15 protein-coding genes are annotated in these 19,657 nt (G+C 70.9%); 11 read left to right on the top strand and 4 right to left on the bottom strand.

The window, feature by feature from the left end; all coding sequences use genetic code 11:
* The first annotated feature begins 244 nt into the window (after positions 1-244).
* From L3078_RS12710 to L3078_RS12685, 6 genes are all read left to right on the top strand, one after another.
* Positions 245-1,045: a PspA/IM30 family protein gene (locus L3078_RS12710; protein WP_060884980.1), complete on the top strand. Its 801-nt coding sequence runs from the start codon at positions 245-247 to the stop codon at positions 1,043-1,045.
* 35 nt (positions 1,046-1,080) lie between these two features.
* Positions 1,081-1,359 (top strand): PspA-associated protein PspAA, encoded by a 279-nt coding sequence (gene pspAA, locus L3078_RS12705; protein ID WP_239753549.1) that lies wholly within the window; start codon positions 1,081-1,083, stop codon positions 1,357-1,359.
* 289 nt (positions 1,360-1,648) lie between these two features.
* The gene (locus L3078_RS12700) at positions 1,649-2,881 is read left to right on the top strand and encodes a sensor histidine kinase (protein WP_239753548.1); all 1,233 of its coding nucleotides are present in this window, start codon (positions 1,649-1,651) and stop codon (positions 2,879-2,881) included.
* A 57-nt stretch (positions 2,882-2,938) separates the two neighbouring features.
* Entirely contained in the window at positions 2,939-3,628 is a 690-nt protein-coding gene (locus L3078_RS12695) for a response regulator (protein ID WP_239753547.1), read from the top strand.
* A 214-nt stretch (positions 3,629-3,842) separates the two neighbouring features.
* Positions 3,843-6,977: an efflux RND transporter permease subunit gene (locus L3078_RS12690; protein WP_239753546.1), complete on the top strand. Its 3,135-nt coding sequence runs from the start codon at positions 3,843-3,845 to the stop codon at positions 6,975-6,977.
* Between the two features lie 130 nt (positions 6,978-7,107).
* Complete coding sequence (locus L3078_RS12685; protein WP_239753545.1) at positions 7,108-9,480, top strand: protein kinase domain-containing protein; 2,373 nt, start codon at positions 7,108-7,110, stop codon at positions 9,478-9,480.
* A 22-nt stretch (positions 9,481-9,502) separates the two neighbouring features.
* Here L3078_RS12685 and nadA read toward each other — a convergent pair whose 3' ends face one another.
* The gene (gene nadA, locus L3078_RS12680) at positions 9,503-10,687 is read right to left on the bottom strand and encodes a quinolinate synthase NadA (RefSeq protein WP_239753544.1); all 1,185 of its coding nucleotides are present in this window, start codon (positions 10,685-10,687) and stop codon (positions 9,503-9,505) included.
* Positions 10,688-10,983: 296 nt separating this feature from the next.
* Between nadA and L3078_RS12675 the strand changes: the two genes are divergently transcribed.
* Positions 10,984-11,340 carry a HesB/IscA family protein gene (locus tag L3078_RS12675; protein WP_059080740.1) on the top strand — a complete coding sequence of 119 codons (357 nt, stop codon included), beginning with the start codon at positions 10,984-10,986 and terminating at the stop codon, positions 11,338-11,340.
* Positions 11,341-11,463: 123 nt separating this feature from the next.
* Here the strand turns inward: L3078_RS12675 and L3078_RS12670 are convergent, their stop codons facing one another.
* Both L3078_RS12670 and L3078_RS12665 read right to left on the bottom strand, forming a co-directional pair.
* Positions 11,464-13,269, bottom strand: coding sequence for a hypothetical protein (locus L3078_RS12670; RefSeq protein WP_239753543.1), 1,806 nt, complete (start codon positions 13,267-13,269; stop codon positions 11,464-11,466).
* Positions 13,270-13,353: 84 nt separating this feature from the next.
* Complete coding sequence (locus tag L3078_RS12665) at positions 13,354-13,563, bottom strand: hypothetical protein (protein WP_239753542.1); 210 nt, start codon at positions 13,561-13,563, stop codon at positions 13,354-13,356.
* Between the two features lie 134 nt (positions 13,564-13,697).
* Here L3078_RS12665 and L3078_RS12660 point away from each other — a divergent pair, with 134 nt between their 5' ends.
* On the top strand, positions 13,698-14,672 hold the full coding sequence (locus tag L3078_RS12660) for a carbohydrate kinase family protein (protein ID WP_239753541.1): 975 nt from the start codon (positions 13,698-13,700) through the stop codon (positions 14,670-14,672).
* Positions 14,673-14,788: 116 nt separating this feature from the next.
* Here the strand turns inward: L3078_RS12660 and L3078_RS12655 are convergent, their stop codons facing one another.
* The gene (locus L3078_RS12655) at positions 14,789-16,171 is read right to left on the bottom strand and encodes a cysteine desulfurase/sulfurtransferase TusA family protein (protein WP_239753540.1); all 1,383 of its coding nucleotides are present in this window, start codon (positions 16,169-16,171) and stop codon (positions 14,789-14,791) included.
* A gap of 303 nt (positions 16,172-16,474) precedes the next feature.
* Between L3078_RS12655 and ctaC the strand changes: the two genes are divergently transcribed.
* Genes ctaC through L3078_RS12640 form a run of 3 tightly spaced genes read left to right on the top strand, consistent with a single transcriptional unit; the run spans position 16,475 to position 19,565 of the window.
* Positions 16,475-17,434: an aa3-type cytochrome oxidase subunit II gene (gene ctaC / locus L3078_RS12650; RefSeq protein WP_239753539.1), complete on the top strand. Its 960-nt coding sequence runs from the start codon at positions 16,475-16,477 to the stop codon at positions 17,432-17,434.
* A complete protein-coding gene (ctaD, locus tag L3078_RS12645; RefSeq protein ID WP_239753538.1) occupies positions 17,431-19,170 on the top strand; it encodes an aa3-type cytochrome oxidase subunit I in 1,740 nt (579 codons plus the stop codon). Before ctaC ends, ctaD begins: the two co-directional genes overlap by 4 nt.
* Positions 19,167-19,565 (top strand): cytochrome c oxidase subunit 4, encoded by a 399-nt coding sequence (locus L3078_RS12640; protein WP_033528182.1) that lies wholly within the window; start codon positions 19,167-19,169, stop codon positions 19,563-19,565. The genes ctaD and L3078_RS12640 overlap by 4 nt, the downstream gene beginning before the upstream one ends.
* The last annotated feature ends 92 nt before the right edge of the window (positions 19,566-19,657 follow it).

Raw genomic sequence — 19,657 nt, 5'->3', positions numbered from 1 at the left:
GTCAGGAAGAAGGGGGAGCGCGGTGACGTCTCGTCCGTAGCGGAGCCGAGGTGTTCGGGGGAGCGGCCCGTACGCGACCCCGGGGGACACCTACTCCCTACGCCGGAGCGGAGCCGTACACAGTCGTCCTTGGGGATGACCGCATCCGTCCCCGAACAGTGCGGTAATGGATGCAGGGCCCGTACTGTGGGTTCTGTCGCAGACCTGTGAGCTGGAGTCCGTCAGAAGGGGGCGCGCGAAGCCCATGAGCGGTGTCATGAAGCGTATGGGGATGATCTTCCGCGCGAAGGCGAACAAGGCCCTTGACCGGGCCGAGGACCCGCGCGAAACCCTCGATTACTCGTATCAGAAGCAGCTGGAGCTGCTCCAGAAAGTGCGACGGGGCGTGGCCGACGTGGCCACCTCCCGCAAGCGCCTGGAGCTTCAGCTCAACCAGCTCCAGTCCCAGTCCTCGAAGCTGGAGGACCAGGGCCGCAAGGCGCTCGCGCTCGGCCGCGAGGACCTGGCCCGCGAGGCCCTCTCCCGCCGTGCCGCGCTCCAGCAGCAGGTGACGGACCTGGAGACGCAGCACTCCACCCTCCAGGGCGAGGAGGAGAAGCTCACCCTCGCCGCGCAGCGCCTGCAGGCCAAGGTCGACGCCTTCCGTACGAAGAAGGAGACGATCAAGGCCACGTACACCGCCGCCCAGGCCCAGACCAGGATCGGCGAGGCGTTCTCCGGCATCTCCGAGGAGATGGGCGACGTCGGTCTCGCCATCCAGCGCGCCGAGGACAAGACCGCCCAGCTCCAGGCCCGCGCCGGCGCCATCGACGAACTGCTGGCCTCCGGTGCCCTCGACGACCCGTCCGGGATGCACAAGGACGACATCCAGGCCGAGCTGGACCGCCTCTCCGGCGGTACGGACGTCGAGCTGGAGCTCCAGCGCATGAAGGCGGAGCTGGCGGGCGGCCCGTCCGCGCAGCAGCAGGCCATCGAGGGCGGCACCGGCCAGTCGGCGCCGCAGCAGCAGTCCCAGCGCCAGGACACCCCGCGCTTCGACAAGTAGCCGAGCAGGCGTCTCTCGTCCCCGAGGAGGGCGACATGATCGTACGGATCATGGGGGAGGGGCAGGTGAGGCTGGACGACGTCCACTTCGCCGAACTGAACAAGCTGGACGACGTCCTCCTGGCGGAAATGGAGGTCGGCGACGGCCCTGGCTTCCGCCACACCCTCCACGCCCTCCTGGACAAGGTCCGCGAACTGGGCACCCCCCTGCCCGACGACTCCCTGGAACCCTCCGAACTCATCCTCCCGTCACCGGACGCGACGCTGCAGGAGGTCAAACAGATGCTGAACGACGACGGCCTGATCCCAGGCTGACGGCAGCTGAATCGCCCTGAAAAGGGCCGCAGGCCCCTTTTCAGGGGCGCGGGGAACTGCGCGAGAAGCCCCCACCGGACGGACGCTGGGGGTCAAAGGGGCGCAGCCCCTTGAGGATGGGACGGGTAGGGGCGGCGGGGGCGACAAAGACCCTGCCCACCCCCGAAGGCACCCCCACCCCCGAAGGCACCCCCACCCCCGAAGGCACCCCCACCCCCGAAGGCCCCCACCCCCGAAGGCCCCCACCACCCGTTCCGCCCCCGCCACCCGCCCCGTACCGTAAACAGTCGTGAGCACCCTCCACCGGGCCAGGACCTGGCTGACCGCGCACCCCCTCGCGCTGGACGCCACCCTCGCCCTCGGCGTCCTCGTCGCCATGGTCGCCGGCTCCTTCGTCGACCCCCACGCCGCCCACGGCGACAAATGGGGCGCCCGCACCCCCGACGCCCTCAGCGTCGCGCTGATGGTCCCGGCCGCCGCCGTCCTCGTCGCCCGCCGCCGCGCCCCCATGGCCGTGCTGGCAGCGACCTGCGCCCTCACCGTCGCCGAACTGGTCACCGGCGACCCGCGCGCGCCCGTCGCGATGTCCGCCGTCATCGCCCTCTACACGGTCGCCTCCACCACCGACCGCCCCACCACCTGGCGCGTCGGCCTGCTCACGATGACCGTGCTGACGGGCACGGCCATGCTCGCCGGCCCGCTCCCCTGGTACGCCCAGGAGAACATCGGCATCTTCGCCTGGACCGGCATGGCCGCCACGGCCGGCGACGCGGTCCGCAGTCGCCGTGCCTTCGTGGACGCCATCAGGGAGCGCGCCGAACGGGCGGAGCGGACGCGTGAGGAGGAGGCCCGCCGCCGGGTCGCCGAGGAACGCCTGCGCATCGCCCGTGACCTGCACGACGTCGTCGCCCACCACATCGCCCTCGTCAACGTGCAGGCCGGGGTCGCCGCGCACGTCATGGACAAGCGGCCCGACCAGGCCAAGGAGGCCCTCGCCCACGTCCGCGAGGCCAGCCGCTCCGCGCTGGGCGAACTGCGCGCCACGGTCGGTCTGCTGCGCCAGTCCGGCGACCCCGAGGCGCCCACCGAACCGGCCCCGGGCCTGGTCCGGCTCGACGAACTCGTCGGCACCTTCCACAGCGCGGGCCTCGCGGCCGAGGTGGTCCGCGCCGACGAGGGCGTGAGCCTCCCGGCCGCCGTCGATCTCGTCGCGTACCGCGTCATCCAGGAAGCCCTCACCAATGTGCACAAGCACGCGGGTGAGGCGGCGAAGGCCGAGGTCAGCGTCGTACGCGTCGGCCCGAACGTGGAGATCACCGTCCTCGACAACGGCACCGGACAGCCGGCGACGCGCGACGAGGACGAGGCGGGCGGCGGGCACGGTCTCCTCGGTATGCGCGAACGCGTCGCCGCGCTCGGCGGCACCCTCACCACCGGCCCCCGCTACGGCGGCGGCTTCCGGGTCCATGCGATCCTGCCGCTCAAGACCCGAACCGACGCCGCGGAGACCGTACGACCGTGAGCCGCACGGTCGACGCGGCGGCCGTACGACCACGACCAGTGCCCCGGGGGACCCCGTATGACGATCCGTGTCCTGCTCGCCGACGACCAGGCGCTGCTGCGCAGCGCGTTCCGGGTGCTCGTCGACTCGGAGCCGGACATGGAGGTGGTGGGGGAGGCCTCGGACGGGGCGGAGGCGGTGCGGCTCGCGAAGGAGGAGCGGGCGGACGTCGTGCTGATGGACATCCGGATGCCCGGCACGGACGGACTGGCCGCCACCCGCATGATCAGCGCCGACCCGGCGCTCGCCCAGGTCCGCGTCGTCATCCTCACCACCTTCGAGGTCGACGACTACGTCGTGCAGTCGCTGCGGGCCGGTGCCTCCGGCTTCCTCGGCAAGGGCTCCGAGCCGGACGAACTGCTGAACGCGATCCGGGTCGCCGCGGGCGGGGAGGCGCTGCTGTCGCCCACCGCCACCAAGGGCCTGATCGCCCGCTTCCTCGCCCAGCCGGACGACTCGGCCGACGGCGAGGGCGGAGCCGCCGCCCGCTCCAAGCGGCTCGCCGCCCTGACCGGCCGCGAGCGGGAGGTGCTCGTCCAGGTCGCCGGCGGGCTCTCCAACGACGAGATCGCCGAGCGGCTGGAGGTGAGCCCGCTGACCGTGAAGACCCACGTCAACCGGGCCATGGCGAAGCTCGGCGCCCGTGACCGGGCCCAGCTGGTGGTCTTCGCGTACGAGTCGGGCCTGGTACGACCGAGGGTGGACTGAGAGCCGTCGGGGACTACTCCACTCGGAGTATGCGCGGCATAAGGAAATGGCCCTGGGGAGCGAGGGAACAGGGGCCCCTGATGGCCCAGGGTATGAGGTGAGCGCTCACATCCGCTTCACACGGGCGACATGGGGGATCCACGCCGACAGCGGCGGCCGCATGTGGCATGGGCGTTCGTCACCCGCTCACGCCACAGAAGAGAGACCCTGACCCATGTCCTGGCTGTCCCGGTTCAGCCTCGCACAGCGGGCCCTCGTCGGTCTGATGTCGATCATCGCGCTCGTCTTCGGGGCGATCGCGATACCCCAGCTCAAACAGCAGCTGCTGCCCACCATCGAACTGCCCATGGTGTCCGTGCTCGCGCCCTACCAGGGCGCCTCCCCGGACGTCGTCGAGAAGCAGGTCGTCGAGCCCATCGAGGACAGCCTCGAAGGCGTCGACGGCATCACGGGTGTCACCTCCACCGCCAGCGAGGGCAACGCCCTGATCATGGCGTCCTTCGACTACGGCCCCGGCACCGACCAGCTCGTCGCCGACGTCCAGCAGGCCGTCAACCGGGTCCGGGCGCAGCTGCCGGACGACGTGGACCCGCAGGTGATCGCGGGCTCGACGGACGACATGCCGACCGTCGTCCTCGCCGTCTCCGCGGACCGGGACCAGCAGGCCCTCGCGGACCAGCTCGACCGGACCGTCGTGCCCACGCTGGAGGGCATCGACGGCGTCGGCCAGGTCACCGTCGACGGCGTACGGGACGTCCAGGTCACCGTCACCCCCGACGACGCGAAGCTCGCGAAGGCGGGCCTGACCACGATGGCCCTCTCGCAGGCGCTGCAGGCTGGCGGCGTCACGATCCCGGCGGGCTCCTTCGACGAGGACGGCGCCAACCGCACCGTCCAGGTCGGCGGCGGCTACACCTCGCTGGAGCAGATCGAGAACCTGATGGTGCGCGGCGAGGGCGCCAAGAAGCCCGTACGGCTCGCCGATGTCGCCGCAGTCGAGGAGGAGCAGGCGAGGGCCGACTCCCTCACCCGCACCAACGGTGAGCCGAGCCTCGCGGTCAACGTCACCATGGACCGCAACGGCAGCGCGGTCGCCATCTCCGACGCCGTCGAGGACAAGCTGGCGGACATGCGCCGCGACCTGGGCTCCGGCGCCACCGTCACCGTGGTCAGCGACCAGGGCCCGGCGGTCGCCAAGTCCATCGACGGCCTGACCACCGAGGGCGCCCTCGGCCTGGTCTTCGCCGTCCTGGTCATCCTGGTCTTCCTGGCGTCGATCCGCTCCACCCTCGTCACCGCGGTCTCCATCCCGCTGTCGGTGGTCCTGGCGCTGATCGTGCTGTGGACCCGTGACCTCTCCCTCAACATGCTCACCCTCGGCGCGCTGACCATCGCCATCGGCCGGGTCGTCGACGACTCGATCGTGGTGCTGGAGAACATCAAGCGCCACCTCGGCTACGGCGAGGAGCGCGAGGAGGCCATCCTCAAGGCGGTCCGCGAGGTCGCCGGCGCGGTCACCTCCTCCACCCTGACGACCGTCGCGGTCTTCCTCCCGATCGGCCTCACCGGCGGCATGGTCGGCGAGCTGTTCGGCAGCTTCTCGCTGACCGTGACGGCGGCCCTGCTGGCCTCCCTCGTGGTCTCGCTGACCGTGGTCCCGGTGCTGTCGTACTGGTTCCTGCGCGCCCCGAAGGGCACCCCCGAGGACGCCGACGAGGCGCGCCGCAAGGCCGAGGAGAAGGAGGCGAAGAGCCGTCTCCAGCGCTTCTACGTCCCCGTCCTGCGCTTCGCCACCCGCCGCCGGCTGACCAGCCTGGTCATCGCCGCCGTCGTCCTGATCGGCACGTTCGGCATGGCCCCGCTGCTGAAGACCAACTTCTTCGACCCCGGTGACCAGGAAGTCCTCAGCCTCAAGCAGGAGTTGAAGCCCGGCACCAGCCTCGCGGCGACCGACGAGCAGACGAAGAAGGTCGAGAAGCTGCTCGCCGACACCGAGGGCGTCAAGGACTACCAGGTCACCGTCGGCTCCTCCGGCTTCATGGCCGCGTTCGGCGGGGGCACCGACACCAACCAGGCCTCGTACAGCGTCATGCTGGACGACTCGGCCGACGCCGCCGGTGTCCAGGAGACGATCGAGAAGGGCCTCGCCGGGCTCTCCGGCATCGGTACGACGACCGTCGCGGTCGGCGACGCCTTCGGCAGCCAGGACCTCAGCGTGGTCGTGAAGGCCGCCGACGCCGACGTCCTGCGCAAGGCCGCGGAGCAGGTCCGTGACGCGGTCTCCACGATGGACAACGTCACCGACGTCACCAGCGACCTGTCCCAGAGCGTGCCCCGCATCTCGGTGCGGGCCACCGACAAGGCGGCCGCGGCCGGCTTCGACGAGCAGACCCTCGGCGCGGCCGTCACCCAGGCCGTGCGCGGTACGACCAGCGGCCGGGCGATCCTCGACGACACCGAGCGGGACGTCGTCATCAAGTCGGCGAAGCCCGCCGAGACCATCGAGGAGCTGCGGAAGCTGCCGCTGGGCGCGGTGAAGCTGGGCGACATCGCGGACGTCGAGCTGGTGGACGGCCCGGTCTCCATGACCCGGATCGACGGCCAGCGGGCCGCGACGATCACGGCGAAGCCCAAGGGCGACAACACCGGCGCGGTCAGCGCCGACCTCACCGCCAAGCTGGACGCCCTGAAGCTCCCCGAGGGCGCCACCGCCTCCATCGGCGGTGTCTCCGAGGACCAGGACGAGGCCTTCGCCTCCCTCGGCCTCGCGATGCTCGCGGCGATCGCGATCGTCTTCATGCTGCTGGTCGCGACCTTCCGGTCCCTGGTCCAGCCGCTGATCCTGCTGGTCTCCATCCCGTTCGCGGCCACCGGCGCGATCGGTCTGCTGATCATCACCGGCACGCCCATGGGTGTCCCCGCGATGATCGGCATGCTGATGCTGATCGGCATCGTGGTGACCAACGCGATCGTGCTGATCGACCTGATCAACCAGTACCGCCGCCAGGGCTACGGCACCGTCGAGGCGGTCATCGAGGGCGGCCGGCACCGGCTCCGCCCGATCCTGATGACGGCACTGGCGACGATCTTCGCGCTGCTGCCCATGGCCCTCGGCATCACCGGCGAGGGCGGCTTCATCGCCCAGCCGCTGGCCGTGGTCGTCATCGGCGGTCTGATCACGTCGACGCTGCTGACGCTCCTGCTGGTCCCGACCCTCTACACGATGATCGAGATCCGCAAGGAGCGCCGGGCGAAGAAGAAGGCCCTGAAGCGGGCGGGCACCCCGTCCGGGCCGACGAAGCCGGGGTCCGGCTCGGAGGCGGAGGAGCCGGAGCCCGCCGGGGTCTGACACCCCCGAGGACCGGCGCGGCCGGGTCGTGGAACCGAGAGGTTCCGTGACCCGGCCGCTGTGCGTCGCCTTACGTATCCTGTGCCTCGAACTGCTTGTCGGGCTGTTTGTCGGGGGGAGGGACCAGGGCGTGCCGCTGCGCAGCGACGACCCGAGATCGGTCGGCGGGTACAAGGTGGTCGACCGGCTCGGCACCGGCGGCATGGGCGTCGTCTACCGCGCGAGATCCCGCTCCGGCCGCGAGGTCGCCGTGAAGGTGGTGCACGCCCAGTACGCCCAGGACGCCGTCTTCCGCAGCCGGTTCCGCCAGGAGATCGACGCCGTCCGCAGGGTCAGCGGCGCCTTCACCGCGGCGGTCGTGGACGCCGACCCGGAGGCGGAGCGCCCCTGGATGGCGACCCAGTACGTGCCCGGCCGCTCGCTCGCCCAGCGGATCCGCGACCAGGGTCCGCTCCTGCTCACCGAGCTGCGCCCCCTGGCCCTGGGGCTGGTGGAGGCGCTGCGGGAGATCCACCGGGCCGGTGTGGTGCACCGGGACCTCAAGCCGGCCAACGTCCTGATCGCGGACGACGGCCCCCGCGTCATCGACTTCGGCATCTCCCGCGCGGCGGAGAACCTCGCCCTGACCGAGACCGGCCAGATGATCGGCACCCCGCCGTTCATGTCCCCGGAACAGCTCACCGACGCCCGCACGGCGGGCCCCGCCTCGGACGTGTTCTCGCTGGGCACCCTGCTGGTGTACGCCCTCACCGGGCGGGGCCCCTTCGACGCGGACAGCCCCTATCTGACGGCCTACCGGGTGATCCACGACGAACCCGTGCTGGACGGGGTGGACGCGCCGCTGCGCACGGTACTGGGGCGCTGCCTGGCCAAGGACGCCGCCGACCGCCCCGGACTCGACGAACTGGCGCAGGAGTTGGAGACCGCCCTGCCGGAACCGGAGCCCGGGGCCCTGCCACCGGCACCCCGGCGCGAGGAGGCCGCGACCGCCACCACGGAAGTTCACCTGGACACCGGTCCGGGGGAGGAGATCCTCCTGGGCACCGGGCCGGGCGAGGAGATCCGCGTGGGCACCGGGCCGGACGCGGAGGTCCGCCTGGGGCCCGGGCCGGGCGAGGAGATCCGGCTGGGGGCGGGGTCGGGTACGGATCCGGGTCCGCGGCCCGCCCGCCGACGTCGTCTCCGGCCCCTGCTCGCCGCGACCGGCACCGTCGGCGCGCTGGTCCTCGGGCTGACCGCCTATCTGCTGGGGCCGGGCGACGCGGACACGACCGACACGGCGGCCCCCGCGCCGACCGCGACCTCCCGCTGGAAAGCACCGCCCACCGGCTGGAAGCCCTGGCAGACGACGCTGTTCGCGACGGCGGCGGCGGGCACACGCCGGGCGCTGCCCGCGAAGGACGGCAACAACGGCGGCGACCCCTCCTGTCAGGTGCACGGGAAGGACGTCTACTGCGGGGGCGCGGGGGTCCTCCCGGTCCGCGTCGACGGCCGTACCGGCAGGACGGTCTGGCGTGCGGGCATCGCGCCGACGACCACCGAGCGGGACCAGTACTACGCCGGTGTCCTCGGTGTCCGGGACGGCACCGTCCTCGTGCAGCAGACCGTCTTCAGCGGCGAACCCGTGGTGGACCCCATCGATCTCATCGCCCTCGACGCGGACACCGGTGAGCGGCTGTGGACCCGCCGGGTGGGCAGCACCGACTTCGCCCCGGCCGTGACCGGCGACCTCGTCCTCACCGCCGAGCCCGACGGCGAGACCGTCACGGCCCGTTCACCGCGCACGGGCGCCGAGCGCTGGTCCCTGCCGATGCCCGCCGGCCACCACTGCGTGTTCACCACGGCCGGAGCGGGCACGTACGCGCACTGCCGACCGGTGACCCGGGACGCCAAGGCGGCGAACGAGGAGTCCCGGGTCCTGGTCGTGGACCGCGCCGACGGCTCGGTCAGGACCGTGAAGGTGCCGCTGGAGAGCGCCCTCCTCGGCGTGAAGCAGGGAGATCTGGTCCTCGTCAGGGAGGACACCGAGCACACCGACGCGGCCCCCGGCAGCGACCCGGCGTACGACTCGATCCTGCTCGTGGACCTGGAGACCGGGACCCGGGTGATGACGCCGCCGGGCGAGCACGGGCGGGGCCGGGCGGCCCTGATGGGCGGTGTGCTGGTGTTCACCCGGTCCGACGGCCAGGTGACCGCCGTGTCACCGCACACGGGCGAACTGCTGTGGCGGAGCAGGACCAGCCTGGAACGGCCGGACGCGCCCGGGTACGACGCCGCGACGGACACGTTCTACCTGGCCAGCGCCACCGGCAGGGTCGCGGCGCTCGACCGGCTCAAGGGCACCCTGCTGTGGGAGACGCTGCCCCGGACCACGCCGACCTGGTCCATGCAGGGCGCTTCCTGGGTGGCACCCCACGACGGAGCGCTGGTCGCGGCCGCCCCCGACGGCACCCTCTTCTCCCTCGACCCCGCCCACCCCGACCGGGAACCCGTGTCGGGGTGAGCGGGACGAAGCGGTACGGGGGTTACGGCAGCGCCAGCATCCGCTCCAGCGCCAGCTTCGCGAACGCCTCGGTCTCCTTGTCGACCTCGATGCGGTTGACGAGGGTGCCCTCCGCGAGGGACTCCAGGGTCCACACCAGGTGGGGCAGGTCGATGCGGTTCATCGTCGAGCAGAAGCAGACCGTGCGGTCGAGGAACACGATCTCCTTGCCCTCGGGAGCGAAACGGTTCGCCAGTCGCCGGACGAGGTTCAGCTCGGTGCCGATGGCCCACTTGGAACCGGCGGGCGCGGCCTCCAGCGCCTTGATGATGTACTCGGTCGACCCGACGTAGTCCGCCGCCGCCACGACCTCGTGCTTGCACTCGGGGTGGACCAGCACGTTGACGCCCGGGATCCGCTCCCGTACGTCGTTCACGGACTGCAGGCTGAAGCGGCCGTGCACCGAGCAGTGGCCGCGCCACAGGATCATCTTGGCCGCCCGCAGCTGTTCGACGGTCAGGCCGCCGTTCGGCTTGTGCGGGTTGTAGAGGACACAGTCGTCGAGCGACATGCCCATGTCCCGTACGGCGGTGTTGCGCCCGAGGTGCTGGTCCGGCAGGAAGAGGACCTTCTCGCCCTGCTCGAAGGCCCAGTCCAGGGCCCGCTTCGCGTTCGACGAGGTGCAGATCGTGCCGCCGTGCTTGCCGGTGAAGGCCTTGATGTCGGCGGAGGAGTTCATGTACGAGACGGGCACGACCTGCTCGGCTATGCCGGCCTCGGTCAGCACGTCCCAGCACTCGGCGACCTGCTCGGCGGTGGCCATGTCGGCCATCGAGCACCCGGCGGCCAGGTCCGGCAGGACGACCTTCTGGTCGTCACCGGTGAGGATGTCCGCCGACTCGGCCATGAAGTGCACACCGCAGAACACGATGTACTCGGCCTCGGGGCGGGCCGCCGCGTCGCGGGCCAGCTTGAAGGAGTCGCCCGTGACGTCCGCGAACTGGATGACCTCGTCGCGCTGGTAGTGGTGGCCGAGCACGAAGACCTTGTCCCCGAGCTTCTCCTTGGCCGCGCGGGCGCGCTCCACGAGATCGGGGTCGGACGGGGAGGGGAGGTCACCCGGGCACTCGACACCCCGCTCGCTCCTCGGGTCGGCCTCGCGGCCGAGCAGCAGCAGGGCGAGGGGCGTCGGCTGTACGTCGAGCTCCTGGGTCTGGGCGGTGGTCACGACACGCACCCTTTCTGTTCTGCGGCTCGCCGCCCGGGGGAGGGTCGGCGGGACATTCGGGCTATCCTTTTCGTCGAATTGACGCTATCTATCATAACCGCTTCACGTCACGTTGACGATGCCCATAGCGTCGATGTGACATGAATCCCGGCGCGGAGTTCGGGACGGGTTCCACCGGCCATGTGCGAGCATGAAGAGAGACGCGCACGAAATTCCGCGCGGCCCGGAATGAATCCGGGGCCCCGGCGGTTGCAATCGTCGGCAAGCAGTCTCCGTACAACCCGGGAGAGATGTAGATGTCCGTATCGGACGAGACCGGCACCGTCACCGACGGCATCATCGTGACCGACGCCGCCGCGGCCAAGGTCAAGGCCCTGCTCGACCAGGAAGGCCGTGACGACCTGGCGCTGCGCGTCGCCGTTCAGCCCGGCGGCTGCTCCGGCCTGCGCTACCAGCTCTTCTTCGACGAGCGCTCGCTCGACGGCGACGTGGAGAAGGACTTCGACGGTGTGAAGGTCGTCACCGACCGCATGAGCGCCCCGTATCTCGGCGGTGCCACCATCGACTTCGTCGACACCATCGAGAAGCAGGGCTTCACCATCGACAACCCGAACGCGACGGGTTCCTGCGCCTGCGGCGACTCCTTCAGCTGAGCCCCGCCCGCGCGGTGGCGCCACGCGCGCCAGTGGTACGACGAAGGCGGCGACCCCCGCGGAGGGGGTCGCCGCCTTCGTCGTACCACTGGCGTCCTCGTACCGGGACGGCTGCCGGGGCCGCTACCGGGGCTCCATCTCCCCGATCCCGCCCTCCGGGATCGTCGCGCCGTCCGAGCCGACCACCTTCCGGTCGCCCAGCGGCTCGTCCAGCGACACCGTCCGCTCCACCACCTTGGCGATCATGATGCAGACCTTGCCCTCCCTCGGGGCCTCGGTCACGGTGACCTTCACCTCGCCCGGCTCCTCGCTCACCGAGGCCGCGTAGTCGCTGCACACGCCGCCCCAGAAGGACACGGTCAGCTCGTCGCCGTCGACGGTGTAGCCCTGCACCTTCACCTTGTGCGCGGACGAGCCGGTCGGCGGTGTGTCACCCGGCTCGCCGGGCCGCTCGGTCGGCTCCGAACGGGCCTCGGGAGCGGCCAGGAACGCCGGGTCGACCGCCGGATGCGTCACCGTGTAGCTGTCCCCGGCCCCCGCCGGCCGCACCTCGAACATCCACGACGGCAACAGCGCCGGGCGGCCGTCCACCGCGTGCGACGCGAGCCCGAACACCGCGCTCTCCACGGTGACCGGCTCCGGCTTCGGCAGCGCGGTCGTCCGCTCGCACGGCGTCTCGTCCGCCACGACCGTCCCGCTCTCCCCGGCCGCCCCGTTCTCGCCCGCCAGCGGTACGGGACCGGTGCAGCCGCCGATGCCGCCGCGCTCGGCGCCGACGCCCTGGCCCGAGCCGTTCATCAGCTCCAGCGCCCGTTCCGCGTCGACGACGGGATACGTGTCGCTCTTCACCGGCGACTTCAGGTTGCCGCTGCCGCCGACCACCTGGCCGTCGGCGCCGACCTGGACACCGGTCGACCAGCCGTACGTGGGCAGTCCACCCACCTCGGGATCGGCGTTCACCACGCGTACGGCGCCCATGAGCTGACCGGCGTCGATCTTGGCGTCGTCCTGCCCGACGGCCTTGAGGACGGGCGCCGCCGCCTTCCTGGCGACCGCCTCGCTCACCGGGTCCCCGCCCTCGGCGGTGCCCGACGTGCAGACGTCGACCTTCCGGCAGTTGTCGGTACCCGGCGTGTACCGGTTGAACGTCCAGGTCCCGGGCGCCTGCTTGTTCACCCGCAGCACCGGCCCCGAACCGTCCCCGGCCGCGCCCACCCGCCAGGCCTCGCCCTCGGCGGTCGGTACGCCCTCCACCCCGAGGGCCTTCGCCAGGCGCGTGACCTCCGCGGCCGTCACCTCGCCCTTGACCGTGTGGACCGCGGCGGAGCCGGGACCCTCGGGCAGATCACCGTCCGCGCGGTAGGTCACCCCGCTGGGGTCGGGTTCACCGGGCGCGATGCCGTTCGAACCACCGCCGCCATACCCGTCGAGCGCGAGCGGCGGGGGAGTGCCGTCACCTCCGGGCGAGCCGGACCCACCGCCGGCACCACCGGACGAGGTCGACGCGAGAAGCGCCCCGCCCCCGCCGACCACCAACACGGCGGCGACCACGGAAGCCACGACCAGCCGCGACCGCGAACGCCCAGGGCGCGCGGCGGGGACGCTCCGCGGGGAGGGGGAGGGGGAAAGATCGGAAGCGACAGCCGGAGCCGAATCGGGTGCCGAATCTGTTTCGGCAGCGGCAACGGCAGCCGGAGCGGGGGCCGAATCCGGATCGGCAGGCTCCCCCGCCTTCTCCGGCTCCTCCACCTCTTCGGCCTCCTCGGCGCTCCCGGCCTCCGCCGCGCCCTCGGCCTTCCCGGCGCGCTCGGCCGTCCCCGTCGCGTCGGTCTCGGGGGCCTCGTCCCCGGCGACCCCGAGTCCCTCCGTGGCGTCGGGCTCCGGGCCCTCGGCCGGGTTCTCGGGGGTGTCGGGTCGTTCGGAGTTCACCGCATCGCTCCTTCGGCAGGTCGTACGCCGCCTCCCCTATACGGGGGACAGCGATGGGACGCGGCGGAGGAGCCGACGGTTCCCTCAGTCGCCGTACTCCGGCATCGCGTCCACCAGCCGAGCGGACGTCACCGGCACCGTCACCCCGTGGATGAGCGAAGGAGACACCGGAGCCGTAATGACCTTCGCGGGGGCCGCCCAGTGCGGAACCATGCGGGCGCAGTCGCCACGCAGCGCCGCGAGGCCGCCGTCCGGGTCGAACGGGACGGTGCCGTGGATCTTGGTGTTCGTCATAACGGCACCGTACGCACCGGAAACCCCACGAAGAAAGACCTACTATCGGGTAGTTTCGCCTGCTTCAGCGCACGCGGACGACCCGGTAGCGTGAACTGTCAATCCCCCTCCCTCCGCAGGAGTGTGTCCTCGCCGTGCGTATCGCAGTCTCCGGCTCCATCGCCACCGACCATCTGATGACCTTCCCGGGCCGCTTCGCCGACCAACTCGTCGCGGACCAACTGCACACGGTCTCCCTCTCCTTCCTCGTCGACCAGCTCGACGTACGCCGAGGCGGTGTCGGCGCCAACATCGCGTTCGGCATGGGACAGCTCGGCACGCGGCCGATCCTGGTCGGCGCGGCCGGCGCCGACTTCGACGAGTACCGCGCGTGGCTCGACCGCCACGGGGTGGACACCTCCTCCGTGCGCATCTCCGAGACGCTGCACACGGCCCGCTTCGTCTGCACCACGGACGCCGACCACAACCAGATCGGCTCCTTCTACACCGGCGCGATGAGCGAGGCCCGCCTCATCGAGCTGAAGACCGTCGCCGACCGGGTCGGCGGCCTCGACCTCGTCCTCATCGGCGCGGACGACCCGGAGGCGATGCTCCGCCACACCGAGGAGTGCCGCTCCCGGAACATCCCGTTCGCCGCGGACTTCTCCCAGCAGATCGCCCGCATGGACGGCGACGAGATCCGGATACTGCTGGACGGCGCCACGTACCTGTTCTCCAACGAGTACGAGAAGGGCCTCATCGAGTCCAAGACCGGCTGGTCGGACGCGGAGATCCTCGCGAAGGTGGGCCACCGGGTGACCACGCTCGGCGCGCGCGGTGTCCGGGTCGAGCGGGCCGGTGAGGACCCCATCGAGGTCGGCTGCCCCGAGGAGGAGCGCAAGGCCGAGCCCACGGGTGTCGGCGACGCGTTCCGCGCGGGCTTCCTGTCGGGGCTGGCCTGGGGCGTCTCGCTGGAGCGGGCGGCGCAGGTCGGCTGCATGCTCGCCACGCTCGTGATCGAGACGGTGGGGACGCAGGAGTACCAGCTGCGGCGGGCCCACTTCATGGACCGGTTCGAGAAGGCGTACGGGGACGAGGCGGCGGCGGAAGTGAAGAAGCACCTGGGCTGAGGGGGCCTTGCGACTACGGGGGTGCCGCGGCCGGCGCGTTGTCGGCCGCGGGTCCGTCGTGGCTGGTCGCGCGGTTCCCCACGCCCCTTTTGGGCCTGCGGCCCTCAAGCGGCCCGCTAACTCACCCGGCGCACCACATACGCCGACCCCCGCTCCACCCGTTCCTCCCCCACGTACTCCTGGCCCCGCATCTCGCACCACGCCGGGATGTCCAGGCGGGCCGCCTCGTCGTCGGAGAGGACGCGGACGGTGCCGCCGACCGGGACGTCCCCGATCACCTTGGCCAGCTCGATGACGGGGATCGGGCACCGCTTGCCGAGGGCGTCCACGACGAGGGCGTCCCGCTGTACGGCCGTCACGGCGGCGGTCACCGGCGCCCCCAGCTTCTCCCGCACCGCCGCGACCGCCCCCGGCAGCACCGACAGGAACCGCTCGACGTCCTCGGCCGCCGCCCCCGGCGGTAGTGACACCCGGACGTTCCCCTCGCTCAGCACCCCCATGGCCCGCAGCACATGGCTGGGCGTCAGCGTGCTGCTCGTACAGGAGGACCCGGAGGAGACGGAGAAACCCTCGCGGTCCAGCTCGTGCAGCAATGTCTCCCCGTCGACATAGAGACAGGAGAAGGTGACCACGCCGGGCAGCCGGCTCTCCGGGTCGCCCACCACCTCCACGTCCGGCACCAGCGCCGGCACCCGCGCCCGGATCCGCTCCGTCAACTCCCGCAGCCGTACGGCCTCCTCGGCGGCCTCCGCCCGTACGGCCCGCAGCGAGGCGGCGGCCGCCACGATCGCCGGGATGTTCTCGAAGCCGGCCGCCCGCCCCGACTCCCGCTCGTCGGCGGGCCCTTGCGCCGCGAACCGCACCCCCTTGCGGACGACGAGCAGTCCGACCCCGGACGGCCCGCCCCATTTGTGGGCGCTGCCGGTCAACACCGACCAGTCCCCGTTCACCCGCCCCCAGCCGAGCGACTGCGCCGCGTCCACCAGCAGCGGCACGCCCGCCGCCCGGCACACCTCCGCGACCTCGGCCACCGGCTGCTCGGTGCCCACCTCGTGGTTGGCGGACTGGAGGCAGGCGAGCGCGGTGTCCGGCCGCAGCGCCTCGGCGTAGGAGGACACGGCGACCGACCCCGCACGGTCCACCGCCACCCGGGTGACCGTCCCGCCGTCGGCCTCGTGCACCTCCGCCGCGTGCAGCACCGAAGAGTGTTCGACGGACGACACGATCAGGTGGCGCCCCACCCGCCGCCGCCCGGCCAGCACCCCCGCGACCCCGGCGTGCACGGCCCGCGTCCCCGACGAGGTGAAGACCAGCTCGTCCACCCGGCACCCGACCGCCTCGGCGGCGGCCTCCCGGGCCGCGTCGAGCAACAGCCGGGCCCGCCGCCCCTCCCGGTACAACCGCGCGGGATCGGCCCACCCCTCGTCCAGCGAAGCCATCAGCGCCTGCCGCGCGACGGGATGAAGGGGAGCGGAGGATGCAGAGTCGAAGTAGCCCACAGGTCAACGCTAAAGCCTCGGGCCGACAACAAAGGGGCGCGGGGAACTGCGCGAACGGCCACAACGTGCGCGCACCCGCCAAATCACCCGAACCCCCGAGCTATTAGGCGCACCCGGCACCCCGAGTAGCCGCTACAAGTGACCCCCGGCGAGTTGGGCCCCCCTCCCCGCGCGACCCCAAAACGCGTCCAGTAGGGTTTGGTCCGCATAAACATCCAAACCCCTGCCCGTCGCAGGGCGGCGACCGACCAGCGAGAAGGCCGCAGCCATACCGCGCGGGCGAGACTCTCGGGAAGGCGCTACGTGAGTCCCAACGGCTCCGACCGCTCGCCGCGGCGCCCGATGCGGCGGAAGCTGCTGCAGGCAATGACCGCAGGCCTGGTCCTGGCGACCGCCACCGGTTGCACATGGGAGGACTTCCCCCGCCTGGGTATGCCCACCCCGACCACGGAAGAGGCTCCGCGGATCCTCTCCCTGTGGCAGGGGTCGTGGGCGGCCGCGCTCGCCACGGGCGTGCTGGTGTGGGGCCTGATCCTGTGGAGTGCTTTCTTCCACCGGCGCAGCCGCACCAAGGTCGAAGTTCCCCCACAGACCCGGTACAACATGCCCATCGAGGCGCTGTACACGGTCGTCCCGCTGATCATCGTCTCGGTGCTCTTCTACTTCACCGCTCGCGACGAGTCGAAGCTGCTCGACACGTCGAAGAAGCCCGACCTCACGGTCAACGTGGTCGGCTTCCAGTGGAGCTGGTGCTTCAACTACATCGAGAACGTCGACGGCTCCACGGGCGACGCGAAGACCGACGAGAACCTGGCCGCGATTCCGACCAAGTGGAAGAAGCAGTTCCCGGACAACGCGGGCGGCGTGTACACCTGCGGCATCCCCGGTGACAAGAACCCGCAGACCGGCAACCCCGGCCCGACCCTCTGGCTGCCGGAAGGCAAGACGGTCCGCTTCGTCCTCACCTCGCGTGACGTCATCCACTCCTTCTGGGTGGTGCCGTTCCTGATGAAGCAGGACGTCATCCCGGGCCACACCAACGTGTTCCAGGTGACGCCCAACCAGGAGGGCACCTTCCTCGGCAAGTGCGCCGAACTGTGCGGCGTCGACCACTCCCGGATGCTCTTCAACGTGAAGGTCGTCTCCCAGGAGCGGTACGAGCAGCACCTCAAGGAGCTGGCCGAGAAGGGCCAGACGGGGTACGTCCCGGCGGGCATCGAGCAGACGCAGCACGAGAAGGACCACGAGGTGAACCAGCTGTGAGCATCACCAACGAACCTCAAGGTGCTGCAGCCGCCGAGGGCTCGTACGAGGACGAGCTGCCGGTACGGCGCAAGCAACCCGGCAACGTCGTGGTGAAGTGGCTGACGACCACCGACCACAAGACGATCGGCACGCTCTACCTGGTCACGTCGTTCGCGTTCTTCTGCATCGGCGGCGTCATGGCGCTCTTCATGCGCGCCGAGCTCGCCCGCCCGGGTACGCAGATCATGTCGAACGAGCAGTTCAACCAGGCGTTCACGATGCACGGCACGATCATGCTGCTGATGTTCGCGACGCCGCTGTTCGCCGGATTCGCCAACTGGATCATGCCGCTGCAGATCGGCGCGCCCGACGTGGCGTTCCCGCGGCTGAACATGTTCGCGTACTGGCTGTACCTCTTCGGCTCGCTCATCGCGGTCGGTGGCTTCCTCACCCCGCAGGGTGCGGCCGACTTCGGCTGGTTCGCCTACAGCCCGCTGTCGGACGCCGTCCGCAGCCCGGGCGTCGGCGCCGACATGTGGATCATGGGTCTGGCCTTCTCCGGCTTCGGCACGATCCTCGGCTCGGTCAACTTCATCACCACGATCATCTGCATGCGCGCGCCCGGCATGACGATGTTCCGCATGCCGATCTTCACCTGGAACGTGCTGCTGACCGGTGTCCTGGTCCTGCTCGCCTTCCCGGTCCTCGCGGCCGCGCTGTTCGCCCTGGAGGCGGACCGCAAGTTCGGTGCCCATGTCTTCGACGCGGCCAACGGCGGCGCGTTGCTCTGGCAACACCTCTTCTGGTTCTTCGGCCATCCAGAGGTGTACATCATCGCCCTGCCGTTCTTCGGCATCATCTCCGAGGTCATCCCGGTCTTCTCCCGCAAGCCGATGTTCGGCTACATGGGCCTGATCGGCGCGACCATCGCGATCGCCGGCCTCTCGGTGACGGTGTGGGCGCACCACATGTACGTCACCGGCGGTGTGCTCCTGCCGTTCTTCTCCTTCATGACGTTCCTCATCGCCGTACCGACGGGCGTGAAGTTCTTCAACTGGATCGGAACGATGTGGAAGGGCTCGCTGTCCTTCGAGACGCCGATGCTGTGGGCCACCGGCTTCCTGATCACCTTCACCTTCGGTGGTCTGACCGGTGTCATCCTGGCCTCGCCCCCGATGGACTTCCACGTCTCCGACTCGTACTTCGTGGTGGCGCACTTCCACTACGTCGTCTTCGGCACCGTGGTGTTCGCGATGTTCTCCGGCTTCCACTTCTGGTGGCCGAAGATGACGGGCAAGATGCTCGACGAGCGCCTCGGCAAGATCACCTTCTGGACGCTGTTCATCGGCTTCCACGGCACCTTCCTCGTCCAGCACTGGCTGGGCGCCGAGGGCATGCCGCGCCGGTACGCGGACTACCTCGCGGCCGACGGGTTCACCGCGCTGAACACGATCTCCACGATCGCCTCGTTCGTGCTCGGTCTGTCGATCCTGCCGTTCCTCTACAACGTGTGGAAGACCGCCAAGTACGGCAAGCCCGTCGGCGTCGACGACCCGTGGGGCTACGGCCGCTCCCTGGAGTGGGCGACCTCCTGCCCGCCGCCGCGGCACAACTTCCTCACCCTGCCGCGGATCCGCAGTGAATCCCCGGCGTTCGACCTGCACCACCCGGAGATCGCCGCGCTCGAACAGCTCGCGCACGGCGGCCCGGCGGCCAACGAGCTGGCGACCAGCGGCAAGGAGGCCGGCAAGTGAAGGTCCAAGGCAAGATGTTCATCTGGCTGAGCGTCTTCGTCCTCGCCATGGCGATCGTCTACGGCGTGTGGTCGAAGGAGCCGGCCGGCACCACGGCGCTCTTCCTGGCCTTCGGCCTGTGCATCATGGTCGGCTACTACCTGGCCTTCACGGCCCGGCGGGTCGACGTGGGCGCGCAGGACGACAAGGAGGCCGACGTCGCGGACGACGCCGGTGAGCTGGGCTTCTTCAGCCCGCACAGCTGGCAGCCCCTCGCCCTCGGCGTGGGTGGCGCGCTCGCCTTCATGGGCGTCGTCTTCGGCTGGTGGCTGCTGTACTTCTCCACCCCGATCATCCTGATCGGCCTGTGGGGCTGGGTCTTCGAGTACTACCGCGGCGAGAACCAGAACCAGTAGCGAGCGCCAGTAGCACGCGCCACGCGCACGGAAGCCCGGACACTCCGACAGGAGGTCCGGGCTTCCCCCTTTCGCCACACCGCACGTAGCCC

The sequence above is a fragment of the Streptomyces deccanensis genome (assembly GCF_022385335.1).
GTDB lineage: Bacteria > Actinomycetota > Actinomycetes > Streptomycetales > Streptomycetaceae > Streptomyces > Streptomyces deccanensis.
This window is presented reverse-complemented; position numbering and strand designations above follow the sequence as displayed.